Here is a 20,913-nt window from a genome sequence, read left to right on the forward strand (position 1 = left end):
GTCTGAAATATTTCAGACGGCCTTTTGTTATCTGGTAATGTTTACAACTTATTGCTTACGCTTGTCCCACCATGCAAACAAGTTACCCAAAACCGTTCCCGATACAGAGTGCCAAACGCAGGCAACGGCGGCGGCAACGGCAGACTCGGCATTACCGGGGAAAAATTTAGCACTCAAACCGGTGGCAAGTCCGGCATTTTGTACGCCGACTTCGATGGCAAGGGTACGTTTTTTGGCAGTGTTCATGCCGGTCAGCGCGCCGCTGTAATAGCCGAGGATGTAGCCGCCGATGTTGTGGGCAGCAATGGCGAGTACCATCACGAAGGCAGATTCGGCGAAACGGTGTCCATGAACGGCAGCAACGCCGCCGACGATGCAGGCAAACGCGACAACGGCAACGGCAGGCATAATCGCGCGCACGTCTTCAAACCAATGTTTTTTATGCAGCAAGATATTGGCGACAGAACCGATAACGACAGGCAACAGGGTAACGAGCAGCATAAATTTGAACATACCCCAGCCGTCCATTTCGACGGTTTGTCCGACCAAATAAGTCATCCACAGCGGCGTCATCACAGGCGCGAGGACGGTGGAGACGGTGGTCATACCGACTGAAAAGGCGACATCGCCTTTAGCCAAAAAACTCATGATATTGGACGAAACGCCGCCCGGGCAGGTGCCGACCAAAACCAGACCCAGTGTCAATCCGGGCGAAAGGTCAAAGGCTTTGGCAATGCCGATGGCGAGCAAGGGCATAATCGTATATTGGGCGATTGCACCGATAAAAATATCGAGCGGACGTTGCGCCAGAATTTGATAATCTTCTTTGCCTAAAGTCATGCCCATACCGAGCATAATGATGCCGAGTACGACGACTTGCGTATCACCTTTTACCCATGAAAACGTAGCAGGTTCAATAAAGGCGATGATGGAGGCAAGGACGATAATCAGGGCGGTGAAGCGGGTCATTTGCCGACTGATAGCGGTCAGAAAGTTCATTATTTTCTCCTGTGTATGTTTTTATCATGACAATAATTGCCATAATTTAACACATGTTAACTCTTATGCGCAATTACAGTAACGAAACAGGAAATCCATCATCCAATAATGTTTAAAAACAAACCACACTGACTCCACCCAATATCAACACAAAGGCCGTCTGAAACTTTTCAGACGGCCTTGTTTTATCTGTTCATGATCGATTTATTCGATATTTTGAACCTGTTCGCGCATTTGTTCGATTAAGACTTTCAGTTCGACAGAAGCTTGCGTGCATTCGGCGGCGATGGCTTTGCTGCCCAATGTATTGGCCTCGCGGTTAAGCTCCTGCATCAGGAAATCCAAGCGTTTACCTGCACTGCCCTTACCTTCGGTAACGATACGGCGTACTTCGGCGATATGGGTGCGCAAACGGCTGAATTCCTCATCCACATCGGATTTTTGGATGAACAAAGCAAATTCCTGTTGCAAGCGGTCGTTGTCGATATTGCCGACGGCTTCTGCCAAACGGGTTTTGACTTTATCCATATGCGCTTGCAGAAGGCTGGGGAACAATTCGTTCAAAGCGTCCACAATCTCTTCCATGCCATCCAGGCGTTGCAGCAGGTGCTCGCCCAGTTTTTTGCCTTCGCGTTTGCGGGCGGCTGTAAACTCTTTCAAAGCGCTGGTCAATAAATCTTTAACGCCTTTGGCCAAAGCCTCGGCATCTTCGCCCTGGCCTGCCAAAACGCCGGGGAAACGCAAAACGTCTGCCACGCTCAGCTTGCCGAAATTGTGTTCCTTGCGCCATTCTTTGTTCAAATGCGCCAGTTGTGCGACTAAATCCTGATTGACTTCCAAAGTCTGACCGCCCGAAGCCGCATCTTGCAGCTGAACACGACACTCCAATTTACCGCGCGCCACAGCCGCGGCAATCTGCTCGCGCAACGCGCCTTCCAAATAGCGCAACTCTTCCGGCATACGGAATTGAACATCCAAATAACGATGGTTGACCGCGCGGATTTCCAAATTAATCCGCTTGCCGCCGCATTCGCCTGCGGCATTAGCAAAGCCGGTCATGCTGTGGATTTGAATAGTTCGTCTTGTAGCCATGGTTTTACTCCGTTTCCAAATACGAGTGAAAGTATGGACACTATAACACACCCGACCGACGATTTTCAGACGGCCTTTGATGCCAAATTCCTCTATAATTCAAGGCAAGCTATTTTTTATTCCTCCCAAAGGACCATCATGAGCGACTACACCCGCACCGGCCGCGCCGCCGACAGCCTGCGCAATATCAAAATTACCCCAAACTTTCTTCCCCACGCCGACGGTTCCTGCCTTATCGAGTGCGGCAACACCAAAGTGATTTGCACTGCCTCCATCGACGAAAATGTCCCGCCCTTCTTGCGCGGTAAAGAACAAGGCTGGGTAACGGCCGAATACGGCATGTTGCCGGCTTCTACCGCCTCCCGTATGCGCCGCGAGGCCGCCGCAGGCAAACAGTCCGGCCGCACACAAGAAATCCAACGTCTGATCGGCCGCTCGCTGCGCGCCGTTGTCGATATGGAAAAACTCGGCGAACGCCAAATCCTGATTGACTGCGACGTCATCCAAGCCGACGGCGGCACGCGTACCGCCTCCATTACCGGTGCCTACGTTGCCCTGCAAATCGCCGTGGACAAGCTGCTTTCAGACGGCCTTATCAGCGAAAACCCAATCCGTGAAGCCGTTGCCGCCGTTTCCGCCGGCGTGGTAGGCGGTGTACCGCTTTTGGACTTGGACTATCCCGAAGATTCAGGCTGCGACAGTGACGTTAATATCATCATGACTGCATCCGGCAAAATCATCGAAATCCAAGGTACGGCCGAAGGCGCGCCGTTTAGCATCGAAGAATTGGGCAAGCTGATTGCCCTCGCGCACAAAGGCATTGCCGAATTGGTTCAACACCAGCAGGCCGCCCTTTTGGCCCGATAATCAGCAAGGCCGTCTGAAAACTTTCAGACGGCCTTTTTTAACCAAACCCCTTTATGCGTATTTACTCAAAAAAGCGCGTCCCATCCTTGAATTCCATGTAAAAAATAGTAATAATAACCCTTTTTCCAGCAAACCAAGCTGCCCGACAACCCCCCACAAGAAAGCACGAAACATGGCGTTAATCGTACATAAATACGGCGGCACATCAGTAGGCTCGCCCGAACGCATCAAAAACGTAGCCAAACGTGTCGCCAAAGCCCGCGCCGAAGGACACGACATCGTAGTCGTCGTATCCGCCATGAGCGGCGAAACCAACCGACTGGTCGCACTGGCGCACGAAATGCAAGAGCATCCCGATCCGCGCGAACTCGACGTCGTTCTCGCTACCGGCGAACAAGTGACCATCGGCCTGCTGGCCATGGCCCTGAAAGACATCGGCGTTGACGCCAAGAGCTACACCGGCTGGCAAGTCGCCCTCCAAACCGACACTTCCCACACCAAAGCCCGCATCGAAAACATCGACGACGAGAAAATGCGTGCCGATTTGGCCGCCGGAAAAGTCGTTATCGTAGCCGGTTTCCAAGGCATCAGCAGCGAAGGCAATATCTCAACTCTTGGCCGTGGTGGTTCGGATACCTCCGCCGTTGCTATCGCCGCAGCCCTCAAAGCCGACGAATGCCAAATTTACACCGACGTGGACGGTGTTTACACCACCGACCCGCGCGTCGTACCCGAAGCGCGCCGCATGGACACGATCACTTTTGAAGAAATGATCGAACTGGCCAGCCTTGGCTCAAAAGTTTTACAAATCCGCTCCGTAGAATTCGCCGGAAAATACAAAGTGCGCCTGCGCGTACTCAGCAGCCTGCAAGATGGCGGCAACGGCACCCTGATTACCTTTGAAGAGGACGACAACATGGAAAGAGCAGCCGTAACCGGTATCGCATTCGACAAAAATCAAGCACGCATCAACGTACGCGGCGTACCTGACAAACCCGGCGTTGCCTACCAAATCCTCGGCGCAGTTGCCGATGCCAACATCGAAGTCGACATGATCATCCAAAATGTCGGCAGTGAAGGCACAACCGACTTCTCCTTCACCGTTCCACGCGGCGACTACAAACAAACCATCGAACTCCTGCAACAACGCCAAGACAGCATCGGCGCCGCTTACATCGACGGCGACGACACCGTATGCAAAGTCTCCGCAGTCGGCTTGGGCATGCGTTCACACGTCGGCGTAGCCGCCAAAATCTTCCGCACCCTCGCAGAAGAAGGCATCAACATCCAAATGATTTCAACTTCCGAAATCAAAGTATCCGTCCTGATTGACGAAAAATACATGGAACTGGCCACCCGCGTTCTACATAAAGCATTCGACTTGGGCAACTAATTCCAGCCAATCAAAAGGCCGTCTGAAACTTTATTGTTTCAGACGGCCTTTTATATTAAAACCTTGCTGTTTCAATACTCAATCCTTCCCTTCTCTCGAAAAATGCTCAATCTCAAATCCGCTCTGACGATAAGCTCGAAAACGGTCTCGGGCTTCGGCCAAATCTTCTAAGCTATTGCCCACAATCTCAAGGATACGATTTGGAATGGCCGGGGCTTGGCTCCAGAAATCGGCAGACAGGTTCAAAACCGTGCAATCTTGCGAAATATTCGGCAATGAGTTTCCAAACGCAAGCAATACCGGCGTTTCAGACGGCATGGGGTCGGTAGGCAGCCAGACTTCATGCGGAATAAAGCTTTCGGGAATCTGCTGCCACAAATCAATGTCGAGTTGCTGCATGGCCGCAGCAGAATCCGACCATACCAAAATCTGCCCGCCATCGCGTATGGCGCGGGCAATCAGGCGGCAGGCAAAGGCGGCCGGCTGGGCGACGTGTGTATAAAAAGTGGCTTTAGGCATGGCGTATTCTTTCATTTAGGCAATGGATTTGCCGTTTTCAGACGGCCTTTTTGGTTTTCAACAATCTCAAGGCATTGCCCAATACCAGCAGCGAGCTGAAACTCATGCCGAGCGCGGCGATCCACGGGGTAACGTAACCAAACACGGCCAGCGGAACGGCAACCAGATTGTATGCGCTCGCCCAAGTCAGGTTTTGGCGGATGATTTGATGGGTACGGCGTGCCTGTTCCATCATCACGGGTAAAACGTTCAAATCATCATTGAGCAAAACCACATCCGCACCGTCTCGCGCCACATCGGCACTCGTGGCCACGGCAGCCGATACGTCGGCTTGGGCAAGGACGGGGGCATCGTTGATCCCGTCGCCGATCATCATGACTTTACGCCCTTGTTTTTGCAGATTTTCCACATAAGCCAGCTTGTCTTCAGGCGTGGCTTCGGCACGATAGGCATCCAAACCCAGCTCTTGCGCGACTTGGGCTACGGCAGCCTGACGGTCGCCGCTTAAAAGGTGCAGACGGATGCCGTGTTGTTTCAGGTTTTGCAACATTTCAGCGGCGCTGTCTTTGATTTGGTCTTCTAGCAAAAAGGCCGTCTGAAAACCGCTTTGATTGCCCAAGAAAATAATGCTGCCTGTGTGGTCGATATGGGCAAATGTTTCAGGCAGATTACCGGCGATCTCAGAAACAAATGCCGCTTTGCCCAAAGCCCAAACCTGGATTTCGCCATCAAATTCGATTTGCGCGCTGACGCCGTGTCCGATACGGTTGATCCGTTGCTGCACTTTCACATCAAGCGCGGATATGGGGCCATCTGAAAGCGTATGGTTCAAAATGGCACGGGCGATGGGGTGTTCGGATTGCTGCTCCAATGCTTGGGCAACGGCAAGGGCTTGGGCCTCGTTCAGACGGCCTGCGGACAACATACGGCTGACGGAAAGCTGCCCTTTGGTCAACGTACCGGTTTTATCGAACACGACATCGTCAATTTGAGCAAGCGTTTCCAAGCTTTGTTTGCCGCTGATGAGAATGCCGTCTTTGGCAAGCGCACCGGTAGAAGCAGCCAGTGCGGTCGGAGTGGCAAGCGATAAGGCACACGGACAGGTAATGACCAGCAGGGCAACGGTAATCCACAAGGCGGTGTGCGCATCGGCATACCAAGCCCAGCCGATAAAAACAGGAACTGCAAGCAAGAGCTCGCCAAATACAAAACTGGACGCGTATTTTTCGGCCAACTCGGCGGCACGCGGTTTTTGCGCCAGCGCACGGTCGAGCAGTTTGACGATATGGGACAGGCGCGTGTTGCCGCCGGTATGGTCGGTGCGGATGATTAAAGGGCTGCTGGTGTTGAGCGTGCCGGCGGTTACTTTTTCAGACGGCCTTTTCACGATGGGCAGGCTTTCGCCGGTCAACATGGCTTCGTTAACTTCACTCTCGCCGGATAAAACCGTACCGTCCACCGGAATGACTTCGCCGGGCTTCACAACAATCGTATCGCCGATATTGAGGCGGACGACTGCGGCTTCTTCGATGGCTTCACTTTCCGGATAAGATGGCAAACGGTGGCAGAATGCCGGAACCAGTTTGACCAACCGCTCCGCCGCATCGCCTGCTTTGCGTCGGGCAATCTGTTCCATAAAACGCCCGCCCAACAGGAAAAACAGCAGCATGGCGATAGATTCAAAATACATGCCCTGCCCTGCGTTGGTGGCCAGGCTGTAAATACCCGCAATAAAGGTCATCACAATGGCAATGGCAATCGGCGTATCCATGCCGACACGGCGGTTTTTCCAGTCGCGCCATGCGCCGCGGTAAAATGGCAACGCGCTGTAAAACACAACGGGCAACACCATCAAAAAGCCGCCCCAATGCAGGATTTCCAAATAAAGCGGCTCGATGTCGCCGCCGTAAAAATAAGTCGGCAGAGCAAACATCATCGTCTGCATCATACCCAGTCCGGCCACGGCCAATCTGACGATAAACTGCTTACGCTCCTTCTGCGCCTGCACTTCGATTTTTTGCGCATCATAAGGCGCGGCGGTATAACCGGTTTGGCGGATTTTCAGCAAAATGTCCGACAATTCGATGTGGGCGCTGTCCCACACCACGCGGCAGCGGTGGGTACTATAATTCAAATCCACGCGCACCACGCCCTTCATGCGCAACAACTGTTGTTCAATCAGCCACACACACGCGGCGCAGGTAATGCCGCCCAGCATCAACACCGCCTCGCGCTCATCCCCTGCGCCGACCTCGACAAAATCCGCCTGCACTTCGGGCAAATCGTACAGCTTTAATTGTGACAACACTTCCGGCGGCGGCAATTCAGATTTTTCCGCGTCTGCGGTACGCTGTTTGTAATAATTGCCCAAACCGGCATCAATGATACTCTGCGCCACCGCTTGGCAGCCGGCGCAGCAGGTTTCGTGTTCTTCGTCTTCAAAACGAACCGTCAGATGCAGATGCTCCGGGACTTCAAGTCCGCAATGGAAACAGTTTTTTTGGGGATGTGTGGAAGATGTCATAATGTGTTCGATTTATTTTTCAGACGGCCTGAAACAATCGTTTCAGGGTGTTACATTTTAGCAAAAAGCGTTTTTCCGCCTCATTTCATTTACTTTTGAATTAATAGACTGTCGAATTTTATAAAAAATATGGAAAACAAAGTATTGACCGTTTATCAAATGATGAACGGTAACATATAAATACCGTTTATCCTTAAAAACTTCCAATTATTTTAATGTAAAAATGGAACTTTTTTAAAAACTCCAATACATTTTTTATTGACCTCAATCCATTTAAGCAGCATACTTTAGGCATTCCGCGAAGACGGAAATAAAAAAACACACATTTACTTATAAAACTAACTTATTGGGAAACCTCACCATGATTGATCGCCTTATGCCTATCTTCGCCGTTATCGGCATTTTGTCCAGCACCGTATACCTGAGCCTCGCCGCTTGGATGCTTTACGAAAGCGTGTTCAAAAAGAAAAGCCCTCTGTCGGCATAATCCTCAGATTTAGAATTTTACGGTAAGGCCGTCTGAACATTCAGACGGCCTTGTTTCATTCCATACTATCAAGCACTTGGCTGTACGGCCAATTCAATCATTGCTTCGCGCAAACCGTCCAAGCCCAAACTTTCTGCAACGGAAACATTCACGCCGACGGCATGCCCGGAATTGTCGCGCAAAATGCCTGCTTCACGCATACCTGACGGCAGCAAATCGATTTTGTTGTACACCACCAATTGCGGAATTTCATGCGCGCCGATTTCTTCCAAGACTTCGTTGACATCGTCCATCTGCCGTTCAAAATCGGTATTGGACGCATCAACAACGTGCAGTAGCACATCCGCCATCGCCGTCTCTTCCAAAGTAGCGGAAAACGCCGACACCAGCTTGTGCGGCAAATCGCGGACGAAGCCGACGGTATCGGTCAAAATCACGCTCGCCTCGTGCGACAGAAAAAGCCGACGCGCAGTGGTATCCAAAGTGGCAAACAATTGGTCTTTCGCCAATACGTCCGCTTTGGTCAGGCGGTTGAACAGGCTGGATTTTCCGGCATTGGTATAGCCGACAATGGCAAAGGTTTTCAGACGGCCGCTCATGCGCGATTTGCGGCGCGTGGCGCGTTGTTTGCGGACATCGGCAAGCTGTTTTTTCAATGCCGTGATTTTTTGTCCGATTAAACGGCGGTCGGTTTCCAACTGGGTTTCGCCCGGCCCTTTCAAGCCGATACCGCCCTTCTGACTTTGCAGGTGTCCATAACCGCGTACCAGCCGTCCGCTCAAATGGTTCAACTGAGCCAGCTCCACCTGCAACTTACCTTCCTGCGATTGGGCGCGTTTGGCAAAAATCGCCAAAATCAAACCCACTCTGTCGAGGACGCGGCATTGAAGCTCTTTCTCCAGATTACGCTCTTGTGTCGGCGTGAGTTCGTGGTTAAACACGACCAGCCCGACATCATGCTGCTTGACCACTGCCGCCAATTCTTCCGCCTTACCCGTACCGACAAACAAAGCCGGATGCGGTTTGTCGCGGCGTGAAGTTTCGATAGAAACCAAATCGCCTCCGGCCGCGCTCACCAATTCTGCCGCTTCGGTCAAGGCCGTCTGAAAGCCGCGCTCGCGCGTTTCATTTGCGCCAGAATAGTCCGCCGTCAGCATTACGCCGACCAAGAGGACGCGTTCGGGCTGCTCCAAAGATTTATCGACGGAAAACAGATTGCGCTTGCTCAAAAAATTTCCTTTCAGACGGCCTTATGGCTGGGTCAAAGTGCTAATTAACGGTTTTTCAAAATATCGGCAAAATATTCGGTCACTTCTGCCAAACGTCCGCCTTGCGCGGCATAAGGCTGCATTACGGCCACCAGCTGCTCCAACACTTCGCGCGTTTCGGTTTGCGCGTGTTCGCGGTAGAGCCACATATTTTGCATGGTCACCGTGGTCAATGCCTCGCGTACATTAAGCAAGAGCAAGTGGCGGCAAGATTCATAGCCTTGGCGCAAATCGCCGGCCGCATAGGCGGTAACCGACAATTCATAATCGATGTCCAACTGATAAACATTGCTTTGGACAAAAAGAATATCGTCTGTTGGGAACGGGATACGTTTCGCCATCAGACCGATCGCATGGGAAATGCGGTATTTCCCTTCCTGGCGCAACATGGTTTGCGCAAGGTAGAGACATTCGGCACGGCGCGGGTTGTAATCATAGCCTGCCAACCAAGTCGCCAAGGCTTCATCGCGTTTGCCCATTAATTTGTAGCACTCGCCCAGCTGTTGGTAAGAAACCGACACTTCCTCGATCCAACCGCCCAACTCGATGCGTTTTTTAAACCATTCGCTCGCACGCTCGGGCATATCAGAATCCCAATAAGAACGTGCCGCATAAAAGGCGTAACGCGGTTTCAGGTCTTCATCTTCAGGGCTGTAAAACGCTTTTTCCAAAGAAACGGCGTCAAGCAGGTATTTGTTCGCCATATTGCTGCGCGCGCCGAAACGGCCGCTGAGTACCGTATAGTCGCCATGAAGCGTGGCTTCGCTGGTATCTTGTTTGTCGGTTTCAATAAATTCGTGCAACACGCCGCGCCAGTAGAATGTGCCGTCATTGCGCAACAACAGCGGACGATAATAAACCACGCTGCCCATGGCATTTCTCATGCGGAGGCGGTAGCGGTCGGCGGTCAGCTCGGGCAATTCCAATTTGCCTTCAAAGCGGTCGTCCGCATCAAAAATCAACACGTAATCGGTTTTGTCTTTTGCGTGTTTCAACGCTTGATTGCGGTTGTATGCAAAATTTTGCCAACCATCATGATGAATCTCGCCTGCGATGCCCTTTGCATCGAAAAAGCGGCGGATCACGCCGGCGGTATCATCGGTCGAGCCGGTGTCGCTGATGACATAGTAGTCAAGTTTGATGTGGTCGGTGATGTTGGCCAGTGTTTCTTCGATGATTGCCGCTTCGTTTTTAACAATCATATTCAAGCAGATGGTTTGGGACATTTTCAATAGCCGCATTGGTTTGGAAAGGTATTATTTTACTTTAGCATTTTGTTTTTTGCACACAAAATACTCAGGCCGTCTGAAGATTGCCTTTCAGACGGCCTGAAGTTTATTTTGCCTTATCTTTTTTCCTGACGGCGTATCAGATACACCGCCAACAGTGCAAACAAAACCGTCGGCAATGCGCCCGCCAAAAACGGCGGCACACCGTACAACTGACTGGTAAAGCCGAAGAGCCGTCCGGCAAAGTGGAACAGCAAACCAAGGCAGATACCGCCGAAAAGTTTCAAGCCCATATTGCCGTGGCGCGTGGTTTGCGGCGTAAAGGCGAAGGCAACAAGCGCCATCACCCATGCGGCAACGGGATACACCAGCTTGCGCCACCATGCGATGGCATAGACTTGGGTATTTTGGTTGTTTTTTTCCAGATGGTCGATGTAGGTGGTCAATTCGCCGACAGACATTTGGTCGGGCTTGACGAGCAATACATCCATCAGGTTGCGTTTAACGGAAATCGGCCAGTTTTCTTCGGTGGTAGTGGAGACCTCGACTTTATCTTCGCCCAATATGCTGCGGCGGATATTTTTCAGCTGCCAACTGCCGTCGGGATTCAAAACGGCTGATTCGGCTTCTGCCGCTTGGGTCAGTTCGTTTTTATCGTTGCGCTGCCAAATTTTGATGCCCAAAAGCGTATGGTCGGGCAGCATTTCGCGCACGTTGATAATGCTGTTTTTTTCTTTCAACCAAAGGCCGGTATTGCCGGTACTGATTTTGCCATTGATGGCCGCAGCTTTGATGTTTTCGGCTTTTTGGCTCAGAGTGGGAGCAACCCATTCGCCAAGAGCGACGGTGGCAATGGCGAAAATCAAACCAAACTGCGACAGAATCAACAGCAGTTTTTTGGTGCTCATGCCGCTGGCTTTGATAACGGTCAGCTCGCTGCCGGAAGCCAGTTGGCTGAGGGAAATCAGGCCGCCGATCAAAACGGCAAGCGGCATCAGTTCATATGCGCGCGCAGGCATCTGCATTAAAACATACTGCCCCAATTTTGCGCCGTTATAGCTGCCTTTTCCAAGATCGCCGACTTCGTTGATGATTTCAAAAAAGCTGTACAAAGCGAGGAAGGCAAGGAGGGCGTAAACCGCCATAACCGCCATTTGACGGATGATGTAACGTGAAATCAGGTTCATTTTCCGCCTTTCAATGTCAGACTTTTGGCAACCGCCTGCCAGAAGGGTTGGCTGGGCATACTGCGCACGCGTAGCAGGACGACGGCAATCACAAACATGATGATGTGCATAGGCAGCAGTCCGAGCCAAAAATGGATTTTGCCGTCTTCCACAGCATTGCGCAGGAAGGTCAGCCCGTTTTGGTAAACCAAAAACAAACCGATGGCAATCAAGATATTGTAGGTATGGCCGCTACGCGGATTGAAATAAGAAAGCGGCACGGCAAGCAGACACAACAACAAAACGCTGACGGTCAAGGAAATACGCCACATCAATTCCGCTTGGTGTTGGGGATTGCTGCTGCCAATCAGTTGGGCAGTCGGAATGGTACGGCGGTGTGAAACAGGGTCGATGAGTTTGGGCGTGGTGCTGATAATCAGGCTGAGGTGTTGGAAAGAAACGCGGTTGTAATCGGCTTTGCCGGGTGTACCGCTGTAACGGTAGCCGTCGCGCAATTCAAGCGTGCGTTTGTTGTCGGTCAGCGAAAAATTGCCCTCTTTGGCAAAAACGATGTTGTCGTTGCCGTTTTTGTCCTGTTCGCGCAGGAACAGGTTTTTCATGATGCCGGATTCTGTATCGAAGGTTTCGACAAAATAAACCCTGCCGTTGCGCTTGCCCAAGTTATTGAACTCGCCGGCTTCCACCAAAGACAATTCCTGCTTCTGCTTCAAAATTTCGGCATATTCGCGGCTGCGCAACTCTGCCCACGGCATCACCCAAAGCTGCATGACGGCAATCAAAATGGCAAACGGCACGGCAAACTGCATGACCGGGCGTATCCATTGTTTCAATGCCAATCCGCAGGAGAGCCAAACCGACATCTCGCTGTCGCGCCAGTAGCGGGTCAATACTGTCAGCGTACTGATAAATGCGGTCAACACCAGCAAAAACGGCGTCATGCCGATGACCCAGAAGCCGACCAAGGCCAGCACGGCATCGATGGCGACACGCCCGTCGGCTGCGCGGCCAAGCAGGTTAATGGCCTGCGTGGACACCAATACCGCCAAGAGGACGACAAAGATGCCGACGGCGGTAAAGGAAAGTTCTTTAATAAAGTTTCTTTGGTAAATCATAAGATTGAGCGTGGTATACGGTTTATGGGAAACCTATATTTATTCATAAGGCTTCAGACGGCATGACACAAATGGAGTACAATGATTTTCATCTGTTCGGACGGTTGGTCAACAGGCCGTCTGAATAACCGACAACCGTTCCAATCAGGAGAATAAACGTGAAATTTAGCACAAAAGCCGAAACTTTGCAGGCTCAACAGGCAGGTGCGCAATTATTTGTCTGCGCCGAAGCATCGCAACTGAGCAACCCGACTGCCCTCGCCCTCTTCGCTTCCCTTGAAGAAGGTCAAAATTTCGCCGACACCAAAATCCCGACGGACAACGGTTTGCAGGCAGTCGCCGTCGCCCGCCTCGAAAAAACCGACCGCGCCGCATTGAACAAAGCCGCCGCCGAAGCCGCCAAATGGGCGCAAAACCAAGAAACGGTCAATGTGGACGTTCACGCCTTTGAAGAAGCGCAAGCAGCAGCCGTTGCCGAGGCGTTTGCGATTGCGTTCGGCAACGCCGCCTACCGTTTCGACCGCTACAAAAAAGAAGCCAAACCGGCCAAATTTGCAGAAGCCGTGTTCCACAGCGCACACGAAGCCGCCGTCAAAGAAGCCCTGCGCGTTGCCGAAGCGCAAGTTTACGGACAAAGCCTCTGCCGCGACTTAGGCAATGCCGCACCAAACGAGTGCACGCCTGAATTCCTCGCGCGTACCGCCAAAGCCGAAGCCGAAAAATTGGGTGCACACGCCAAAATCATTGAAAAAGACTACATCAAAGAAAACATGGGTTCGTTCTGGTCTGTCGCCAAAGGCAGCGTCGAAGACCCATATTTGGTCGAACTGAGCTATTTCGGTGCGGCCGACAAAGAAGCCGCGCCTGTGGTATTGGTCGGCAAAGGCATTACCTTCGACACTGGCGGCATTTCCCTCAAACCCGGCCTGAACATGGACGAAATGAAGTTCGATATGTGCGGCGCGGCAACCGTCATCAGTACCTTCTGCGCCGCCGTCAAACTGCAACTGCCGATCAACCTGATTGCCATCGTCGCCACTTGTGAAAACATGCCTTCCGGCGCGGCCAACAAACCGGGCGATGTCGTAAAAAGCATGAAAGGCTTGACCATCGAAGTGTTGAACACCGATGCTGAAGGCCGTCTGATTTTGTGTGACGCGCTCACTTACGCCGAACAATTCAAACCCAAAGCCGTCATCGACGTCGCCACCCTGACCGGCGCGTGCATTATCGCCCTGGGTCATGACGTCAGCGGCGTAATGGGCAACAATCAAGATTTGGTCGACAGCCTGCTGGCCGCTTCCCGCAATGTGGACGACAAAGCATGGCAACTGCCGCTCTTTGAAACCTACAAAGACCAACTCAAATCCAACTTTGCCGACATTCCAAACATCGGCACGCCCGGCGCAGGCACGATTACCGCCGCAACATTCCTGTCCTACTTCACCGAAGACTATCCATGGGCACATCTCGACATCGCAGGTACCGCATGGAAATCCGGCGGTGAAAAAGGCGCGACCGGCCGCCCTGTTCCTTTATTGCTGAACTATCTGCGCAATGTGAAATAAATCTTGGGGGAAGCCTGCGGGGTTAATCGTTTCAACCCTGCAGGCCGTCTGAAAACGGAATCCGCATTATCTGACTCAACCTGACAAACGGAGAACCACCATGAAACCACTATTTGCCGCATTATCTGTCGCCCTTCTGCTCGGCACATCTCTAAACACTCAAGCCGCCGAACAAACCACCCCCACCGACCGCAGCATCCAAGTGTACAAAAAAGCCGACTTAACTGAATGGAACCGCGAAAACGCAGCCGGAGGCCAAGGCCCCTTGCTCGGCAGCTTTGCCTTCACGCGCCATCAAACCGCCGACCAAGACGCATTCAAAGAAATCGGCTGGCTGACACTGCCGCCGGGCGCTTCCATCGGTCAGCACAAACATACCGGCAATGAAGACGTCTACATCATCGTATCGGGCAAAGGCCTGTTTACCGACAGCGAAGGCAAACAAACCGAAGTCGGCGCCGGAGACATTACCATCGCCCGCCCCGGCCAGTCCCACGCACTCAAAAATATCGGCAAAAAGCCGTTGGTCTTCCTTGATCTGATTGCCGAAACTGCTGCTGCCCAAACTAAGACCTTTACAAAATAACCCATTTATCCAACAGCCGAAACCTAGACACAAGATTTCGGCTGCTTCAGGTACTGTAATCGGGTTAGAGTAACCATTGTTTCTATATTAAATCATGTTATGATTGAACTTGTTTTATTCTTGAGTTCAATCAATTATGGCTAACCGTCTTTTTCACTTATATCGCTATCAAATTATTTCGAATGAACGCATTCAAGAACGTCTGCCTTTTGGGGATATGACAGTTGAAGAAGTAATCCAAAATAAAAATGCATTTTTTATCGAAGCCTTTAATAATCTTATCCTGCAGAGTGATTTGAATTTATATGAAGAAACGACTAGAAAGATAAGAATTAAGCAAATTTTCCCAAGTACCCATGCAGATGAAAGTGAGCAACTTTTTGTATTTAAAGTTGCTACACGTAAGCGATTGAAGAGAGAAACAGAAAATTTTGAATCGGTTTCCGAAGAAAATTGGCCAAGTGCGTTTGTACTTATTTGGAATGACCCAGAGCAACAAATTATTGCTATTGAATATCGACCAATAGCATTTCATAGTACTAATTCATTAGCAGCAACCTTGGAAAAACGTTTAAATGAAATACTTGCTATTCATAATTTAAATGTGCAAATCAATCCGATATTTGATAAGAAATCCTTTTGGGAATTTATTGAAGGTCGCAACTTAGAAAAGGTTATCTTCAAAATAGTTACACCTAACATGGCTTCTATTTCTCAGTCATTAAGTGAAGAATTAAAAGCCATAGCTAAAATGTCCAATTCTGCCACAACAGAATTGACTTTGACTGCTCCCGAAAATGGTACTTTGAATATTTCACCCAGTATGCCGCAACTTCCTGAACTGGTAGATTACAGCAGTAAAGGAGGTGGAAATATTAGAGTAAAGTATAAAGGTGTCAAAGCAATTACCAACGTCAAAACTGAACACTCTAGTTTAACGGTTGATGAGATTACTATTGAATATCACCCCTATAACCTTGTTGACAAAATTCAAGATTCTTGTAGAGAAAATGATTAAAACTATTGCTGACACCTTTGCCAAATCTTTTGTCATTGCTGTGGTTATTTGTGCCATTCAAGCATTATTTGGGATTTCTTTTGTCAGAGAATTCATGCAGGACAATTTGCTCAATATTCTGGTTACTTTGATGGCTATTAACACTGCAACAATAGCTGTCATTTTGTCAAAAATGTATGAAATCAGTCGAGAACATCAAAAAAAAGTTAATGAAATCTTTGGTGCTACCAAATCACAAATGTTGTTGTCTATTCGTGAACAAATTGCTTTGATAGGTAGTGGTCTAGTTCTTTCTATTTTATCGAAAAAAATAGATTGGGCTTGGAATCCGACTATTATTAATGCCAGTTTGGAAATTTTGTTATTAACAGTATTTATTTATGCATTGTTTATATTGTATGACACTGCTAAAGCTGTTTTAGAATTTTATCAATAACTTTCTAGTATCTGTTAAATAGTCAGCAAGCACCCCTTAACAGTTGGTTAAACATTGATTTATACAATGTCTAACCAACTGTTAAGGACTTTTATGTCTAAATCCCTTGAACTCATTTGAACATCGAAAATTACGAAGCGCGTTTTTTCCCGATCTAAACCGCCCAAGCCGCCAAATAGCAGTTATCAAACCGACAAGGTCGTCTGAAAACCATATTACGTTTTCAGACGACCTTTTTTGCTGTTTAGGCAGCATGATTCGTTCCAAGCAAACGGGGGGATGGTGCGCCGCCGTTGTTTCCATCTTTTTTATCATTTTCAAGATATTGGGCTTCAGACGACCTTTGGTTTTTCACTGTTTGTATGAGCTTTGGCTTGACTGTTTTTCAGCATCAAATGCGATTTACTTCTTAAATTCTTGTTATATTAATGATGAAATGTTATATAATAACAGCCTTTCGAAATATGATGAGAAACTAAAATGACACAAACCACACTCAAACCCATTGTTTTATCTATTCTTTTAATCAGCACCCCCATTCTCTCCCAAGCGCATGAAACCGATCAGTCGGTGGACTTGGACGAGGTTACCGTTGTCGGCAAAAGCCGTCCGCGCGCCACTTCGGGGCTGTTGCACACTTCGACCGCCTCCGACAAAATCATCTCCGGCGATACCTTGCGCCAAAAAGCCGTCAACTTGGGCGATGCTTTAGACGGCGTACCGGGCATTCATGCCTCGCAATACGGCGGCGGCGCGTCCGCTCCCGTTATTCGCGGTCAAACAGGCAGACGGATTAAAGTTTTGAACCATCACGGCGAAACGGGCGACATGGCGGACTTCTCGCCCGACCATGCCTTGATGGTGGACAGCGCCTTGTCGCAACAGGTCGAAATCCTGCGCGGCCCGGTTACGCTCTTGTACAGCTCGGGCAATGTAGCCGGTTTGGTCGATGTTGCCGATGGCAAAATCCCCGAAAAAATGCCTGAAAACGGCGTATCGGGCGAAACCGGATTGCGTTTGAGCAGCGGCAATTTGGAAAAACTGACATCCGCAGGCATCAATATCGGACTGGGCAACAACTTCGTGCTGCATACCGAAGGCTTATACCGCAAATCGGGCGATTATGCCGTACCGCGCTATCAAAAAGAAGAAGGCCGTCTGAAACGACTGCCCGACAGCCATGCCGATTCAAAAACAGGCAGCATCGGCCTGTCTTGGGTTGGGGATAAAGGTTTCCTCGGCGTAGCGTACAGCGACCGTCGCGACCGCTACGGCCTGCCTGCCCACAGCCATCTCTACGACGACTGCCACGCCGACATTATTTGGCAAAAGAGTTTGATTAACAAACGCTATTTACAGCTTTATCCGCACCTGTTGACCGAAGAAGACGTCGATTACGACAATCCAGGCTTGAGCTGCGGCTTCCACGACGATGATAATGCACACGCCCATGCTCACAACGGCAAACCTTGGATAGACCTGCGCAACAAACGCTACGAACTCCGCGCCGAATGGAAGCAGCCGCTCCCAGGTTTTGAAGCCCTGCGCGTACACCTGAACCGCAACGACTACCACCACGACGAAAAAGCAGGCGATGCAGTAGAAAACTTCTTCAACAACAAAACACACAACGCCCGTATCGAGTTGCGCCACCAACCTATAGGCCGTCTGAAAGGCAGCTGGGGCGTGCAATATTTGGGACAAAAATCCAGCGCGCTCTCCGCCATTCCCGAAACCGTCCAACAACCGATGTTGATTGACAACAATGTCCGCCATTACAGCTTTTTCGGTGTAGAACAGGCAAACTGGGACAACTTCACGCTTGAAGGCGGCGTACGCGTGGAAAAACAAAATGCCTCCATCCAGTACGACAAAGCATTGATTGATCGGGAAAACTACTACAACCAGCCCCTGCCCGACCTCGGTGCGCACCGCCAAACCGCCCGCTCGTTCGCACTTTCGGGCAACTGGTATTTCACACCACACCACAAACTCAGCCTGACCGCCTCCCATCAGGAACGCCTGCCGTCAACGCAAGAGCTGTACGCACACGGCAAACACGTCGCCACCAACACCTTCGAAGTCGGTAACAAACACCTCAACAAAGAGCGTTCCAACAACATCGAACTCGCGCTGGGTTACGAAGGCGACCGCTGGCAATACAATCTGGCACTCTACCGCAACCGTTTCGGCAACTACATCTACGCCCAAACCTTAAACGACGGACGCGGCCCCAAATCCATCGAAGACGACAGCGAAATGAAGCTCGTACGCTACAACCAATCCGGCGCCGACTTCTACGGCGCGGAAGGCGAAATCTACTTTAAACCGACACCGCGCTACCGCATCGGCGTTTCCGGCGACTATGTTCGAGGCCGTCTGAAAAACCTACCGTCCCTACCCGGCAGGGAAGATGCCTACGGCAACCGCCCTTTCATCGCACAGGACGACCAAAACGCCCCTCGCGTTCCGGCTGCGCGCCTCGGCGTCCACCTGAAAGCCTCGCTGACCGACCGTATCGATGCCAATTTGGACTACTACCGCGTGTTCGCCCAAAACAAACTCGCCCGCTACGAAACGCGTACGCCCGGACACCATATGCTCAACCTTGGCGCAAACTACCGCCGCAATACGCGCTATGGCGAGTGGAATTGGTACGTCAAAGCCGACAATCTGCTCAATCAATCCGTTTACGCCCACAGCAGTTTCCTCTCTGATACGCCGCAAATGGGCCGCAGCTTTACCGGCGGCGTGAACGTGAAGTTTTAAAATCGGACAGGCAAACAAAAAAGGTTTTCAGACGTCCGTCTGAAAACCTTTTTCTTATTTTAACCAATCATTTAAAACTAACTATTAATCTTTCAACACATCGCGCACAGCCGCTTGAATCTTGGCCGCCGCTGCTTCGATTTGCTGCTGTTCGGTAGATTGGTTTGCCACTGTCTCAACCGGAGCCGCTTGTGAAGCTGGAGTCGCTTGTGAAACTGGCGCGGCTTGTTGAGCTGCGGTTTTAGGCTCAGATTCAGTTTGCGACGCAGTCAGCGGCAAACGCGCCAATACTGTGCTGACGCCGGTAACTTTATCGCCAATCGCCACTTGCGCCTGCGCATCGACAGGCAGATACATATCCACGCGCGAACCAAAGCGGATAAAGCCATAGCGTTCACCGCGAGACAGTTTTGCACCTGCTTGGGTGTAGCACAAAATACGGCGTGCCACCAAACCGGCCACTTGAACAAAAGTAATTTCACGACCAGAAGCCGTAGTCGCCAACACCGCGTTACGTTCGTTTTCCGTGCTGGCTTTGTCCAAATCTGCATTCACGAATTTGCCTTTGTTATAGACCACTTTCGTTACCGTACAATCGGCAGGCGATTTTTGCGAATGCACGTTGAACACGTTCATAAAAATACTGATTTTCAAAGCATCAACATCACGATATGGATCGCGTGCGCGCTCGACCACCACGATACGGCCGTCAACCGGGCTTAATACCGCTTCAGGATTTTGCGGAATCTCACGCGCAGGGTCGCGGAAAAACTGCAGGGCAAATACGGTAAACACCCAAAACGGCAAAGACCACCAGCCGCAACACATCGACACCAACAGGCTCAAAGCCAAACCGCCGCCGATAATCGGCCAGCCCTCACGGGCGATAATCGGGTGGGGATACAAACGGTTCATCACTTATCCTTCATTTAACAATTTCAAAATTGCCGCCATTATATCTGAAACTCCAAACATTGAGGCCGTCTGAAATGTTCAGACGGCCGGTGTCTTTTGTAAAAAATACTCAACATAGATAAAGTTTAAATCTCGGCAACACAATGACACAGCGTCCTCAACAAGCGGCCCACACAATCCAACACCTCGCCGCAAATATCATTTAGACCAAACCTCTGCCCTCGATTATCTCGACAAACCCAACACGACCGCCAATACCAGCCAAATCCAATGCCGCCGGCGCGATGTAGAAAACAAAGCGCGTTGAGACAGCAAACGCGTTTGGCTCAACTGAAACGCCACATCGGCCAACATCATCAAACGATCGGACTGCCGCGCCTCCCGTTCTTCCACTTCACGCAGTTTCAAATTTTCCGCCTCAATCCGCAGCCGTACCAGCTTGGCTTCCAAAAGCAGCAGCTCGCGCGCTTCTTCATACTCCTGTTGCTTCATCGTCCGCATCCTTGTCTATCTCACCGCGCAAATACGCAATGTCCGTCCGAATATCCTGCAAGGTTTCAGCCACACGACTGCCCTGCTCCCGATAATCTGCCGATACTTTGCGGAACAATACGGCAATAATCAGCAGACTCAAGAAGAAAATGCCGAAAAACACCCATAACGCCGCGACATCCGACAACACGCGGTTCAAGCCGAACAGCAAACCGACCAAACCCACCATCAACAGCGCGCCGGACAACACCAGCCAAACCGCCAAACGGAACACATTCTCCGCCTGACGCGTCAAATCCAAGCTCAATACCTGCAAACGCAGCAGCAGCAAATCCGCGCCCTGATTCAACAAAGCCTTGCCATGTTCAAAACGTTGGCGAATCCCCATCTCGATTATCCTTTTTCTCAGGAAACATAAGGCTAAGGCCGTCTGCACGGCGCAATGAAATCCA

Annotated in this window: 19 protein-coding genes; 8 read left to right on the plus strand and 11 right to left on the minus strand. The window is 50.6% G+C overall.

The features are described from left to right. Positions 1 to 48 precede the first annotated feature (48 nt). Both ACTHSW_RS03150 and ACTHSW_RS03155 read right to left on the minus strand, forming a co-directional pair. Entirely contained in the window at positions 49 to 999 is a 951-nt protein-coding gene (locus ACTHSW_RS03150) for a bile acid:sodium symporter family protein (protein WP_070583619.1), read from the minus strand. A gap of 204 nt (positions 1,000 to 1,203) precedes the next feature. Beyond that, positions 1,204 to 2,091, minus strand: a complete 888-nt coding sequence (locus ACTHSW_RS03155) for a YicC/YloC family endoribonuclease (RefSeq protein WP_283114749.1) — start codon at positions 2,089 to 2,091, stop codon at positions 1,204 to 1,206. A gap of 138 nt (positions 2,092 to 2,229) precedes the next feature. Between ACTHSW_RS03155 and rph the strand changes: the two genes are divergently transcribed. Next, the gene (rph, locus tag ACTHSW_RS03160) at positions 2,230 to 2,958 is read left to right on the plus strand and encodes a ribonuclease PH (protein WP_003686003.1); all 729 of its coding nucleotides are present in this window, start codon (positions 2,230 to 2,232) and stop codon (positions 2,956 to 2,958) included. 172 nt (positions 2,959 to 3,130) lie between these two features. After that, a complete protein-coding gene (locus ACTHSW_RS03165) occupies positions 3,131 to 4,351 on the plus strand; it encodes an aspartate kinase (protein WP_063075945.1) in 1,221 nt (406 codons plus the stop codon). Between the two features lie 78 nt (positions 4,352 to 4,429). Here the strand turns inward: ACTHSW_RS03165 and ACTHSW_RS03170 are convergent, their stop codons facing one another. Together ACTHSW_RS03170 and ACTHSW_RS03175 are read right to left on the minus strand one after the other, a co-directional pair. Then, complete coding sequence (locus ACTHSW_RS03170) at positions 4,430 to 4,870, minus strand: DNA polymerase III subunit chi (protein ID WP_070461505.1); 441 nt, start codon at positions 4,868 to 4,870, stop codon at positions 4,430 to 4,432. Between the two features lie 37 nt (positions 4,871 to 4,907). After that, positions 4,908 to 7,394 (minus strand): heavy metal translocating P-type ATPase, encoded by a 2,487-nt coding sequence (locus ACTHSW_RS03175; RefSeq protein ID WP_070461338.1) that lies wholly within the window; start codon positions 7,392 to 7,394, stop codon positions 4,908 to 4,910. A gap of 361 nt (positions 7,395 to 7,755) precedes the next feature. On the opposite strand from ACTHSW_RS03175, the gene ACTHSW_RS03180 reads away from it, so the two are divergent. Beyond that, positions 7,756 to 7,881: a hypothetical protein gene (locus ACTHSW_RS03180; protein ID WP_003678791.1), complete on the plus strand. Its 126-nt coding sequence runs from the start codon at positions 7,756 to 7,758 to the stop codon at positions 7,879 to 7,881. A 68-nt stretch (positions 7,882 to 7,949) separates the two neighbouring features. Here ACTHSW_RS03180 and hflX read toward each other — a convergent pair whose 3' ends face one another. The 4 genes from hflX to lptF all read right to left on the minus strand — a co-directional run bounded on the left by hflX (position 7,950) and on the right by lptF (position 12,677). Next, the gene (gene hflX / locus ACTHSW_RS03185) at positions 7,950 to 9,110 is read right to left on the minus strand and encodes a GTPase HflX (RefSeq protein ID WP_070461337.1); all 1,161 of its coding nucleotides are present in this window, start codon (positions 9,108 to 9,110) and stop codon (positions 7,950 to 7,952) included. A gap of 44 nt (positions 9,111 to 9,154) precedes the next feature. Continuing rightward, a complete protein-coding gene (locus tag ACTHSW_RS03190; protein ID WP_234396194.1) occupies positions 9,155 to 10,375 on the minus strand; it encodes a glycosyltransferase in 1,221 nt (406 codons plus the stop codon). Positions 10,376 to 10,494: 119 nt separating this feature from the next. Next, the gene (gene lptG / locus ACTHSW_RS03195; protein ID WP_070461336.1) at positions 10,495 to 11,565 is read right to left on the minus strand and encodes an LPS export ABC transporter permease LptG; all 1,071 of its coding nucleotides are present in this window, start codon (positions 11,563 to 11,565) and stop codon (positions 10,495 to 10,497) included. Next, positions 11,562 to 12,677, minus strand: a complete 1,116-nt coding sequence (lptF, locus tag ACTHSW_RS03200; RefSeq protein WP_440373761.1) for an LPS export ABC transporter permease LptF — start codon at positions 12,675 to 12,677, stop codon at positions 11,562 to 11,564. Before lptF ends, lptG begins: the two co-directional genes overlap by 4 nt. A gap of 158 nt (positions 12,678 to 12,835) precedes the next feature. On the opposite strand from lptF, the gene ACTHSW_RS03205 reads away from it, so the two are divergent. The 5 genes from ACTHSW_RS03205 to znuD all read left to right on the plus strand — a co-directional run bounded on the left by ACTHSW_RS03205 (position 12,836) and on the right by znuD (position 19,054). Continuing rightward, a complete protein-coding gene (locus ACTHSW_RS03205) occupies positions 12,836 to 14,245 on the plus strand; it encodes a leucyl aminopeptidase (protein ID WP_440373762.1) in 1,410 nt (469 codons plus the stop codon). Between the two features lie 100 nt (positions 14,246 to 14,345). After that, positions 14,346 to 14,831 carry a cupin domain-containing protein gene (locus ACTHSW_RS03210; protein ID WP_440373763.1) on the plus strand — a complete coding sequence of 162 codons (486 nt, stop codon included), beginning with the start codon at positions 14,346 to 14,348 and terminating at the stop codon, positions 14,829 to 14,831. A 136-nt stretch (positions 14,832 to 14,967) separates the two neighbouring features. Beyond that, positions 14,968 to 15,849, plus strand: coding sequence for a hypothetical protein (locus tag ACTHSW_RS03215; protein ID WP_141743138.1), 882 nt, complete (start codon positions 14,968 to 14,970; stop codon positions 15,847 to 15,849). Further along, on the plus strand, positions 15,842 to 16,285 hold the full coding sequence (locus ACTHSW_RS03220) for a hypothetical protein (protein WP_070461331.1): 444 nt from the start codon (positions 15,842 to 15,844) through the stop codon (positions 16,283 to 16,285). Before ACTHSW_RS03215 ends, ACTHSW_RS03220 begins: the two co-directional genes overlap by 8 nt. A gap of 480 nt (positions 16,286 to 16,765) precedes the next feature. Further along, a complete protein-coding gene (znuD, locus tag ACTHSW_RS03225; protein ID WP_107768897.1) occupies positions 16,766 to 19,054 on the plus strand; it encodes a TonB-dependent zinc receptor ZnuD in 2,289 nt (762 codons plus the stop codon). Between the two features lie 84 nt (positions 19,055 to 19,138). Here the strand turns inward: znuD and ACTHSW_RS03230 are convergent, their stop codons facing one another. From ACTHSW_RS03230 to ACTHSW_RS03240, 3 genes are all read right to left on the minus strand, one after another. Further along, positions 19,139 to 19,969 (minus strand): phosphatidylserine decarboxylase, encoded by an 831-nt coding sequence (locus tag ACTHSW_RS03230; RefSeq protein ID WP_107768898.1) that lies wholly within the window; start codon positions 19,967 to 19,969, stop codon positions 19,139 to 19,141. A gap of 225 nt (positions 19,970 to 20,194) precedes the next feature. Next, positions 20,195 to 20,461: a hypothetical protein gene (locus ACTHSW_RS03235; protein ID WP_107768899.1), complete on the minus strand. Its 267-nt coding sequence runs from the start codon at positions 20,459 to 20,461 to the stop codon at positions 20,195 to 20,197. After that, entirely contained in the window at positions 20,442 to 20,849 is a 408-nt protein-coding gene (locus ACTHSW_RS03240) for a phage holin family protein (RefSeq protein WP_107810859.1), read from the minus strand. The genes ACTHSW_RS03235 and ACTHSW_RS03240 overlap by 20 nt, the downstream gene beginning before the upstream one ends. Positions 20,850 to 20,913 lie beyond the last annotated feature (64 nt).

The sequence above is a fragment of the Neisseria sp. P0008.S004 genome, from assembly GCF_051962755.1.
Taxonomy (GTDB): Bacteria; Pseudomonadota; Gammaproteobacteria; order Burkholderiales; family Neisseriaceae; genus Neisseria; species Neisseria subflava_A.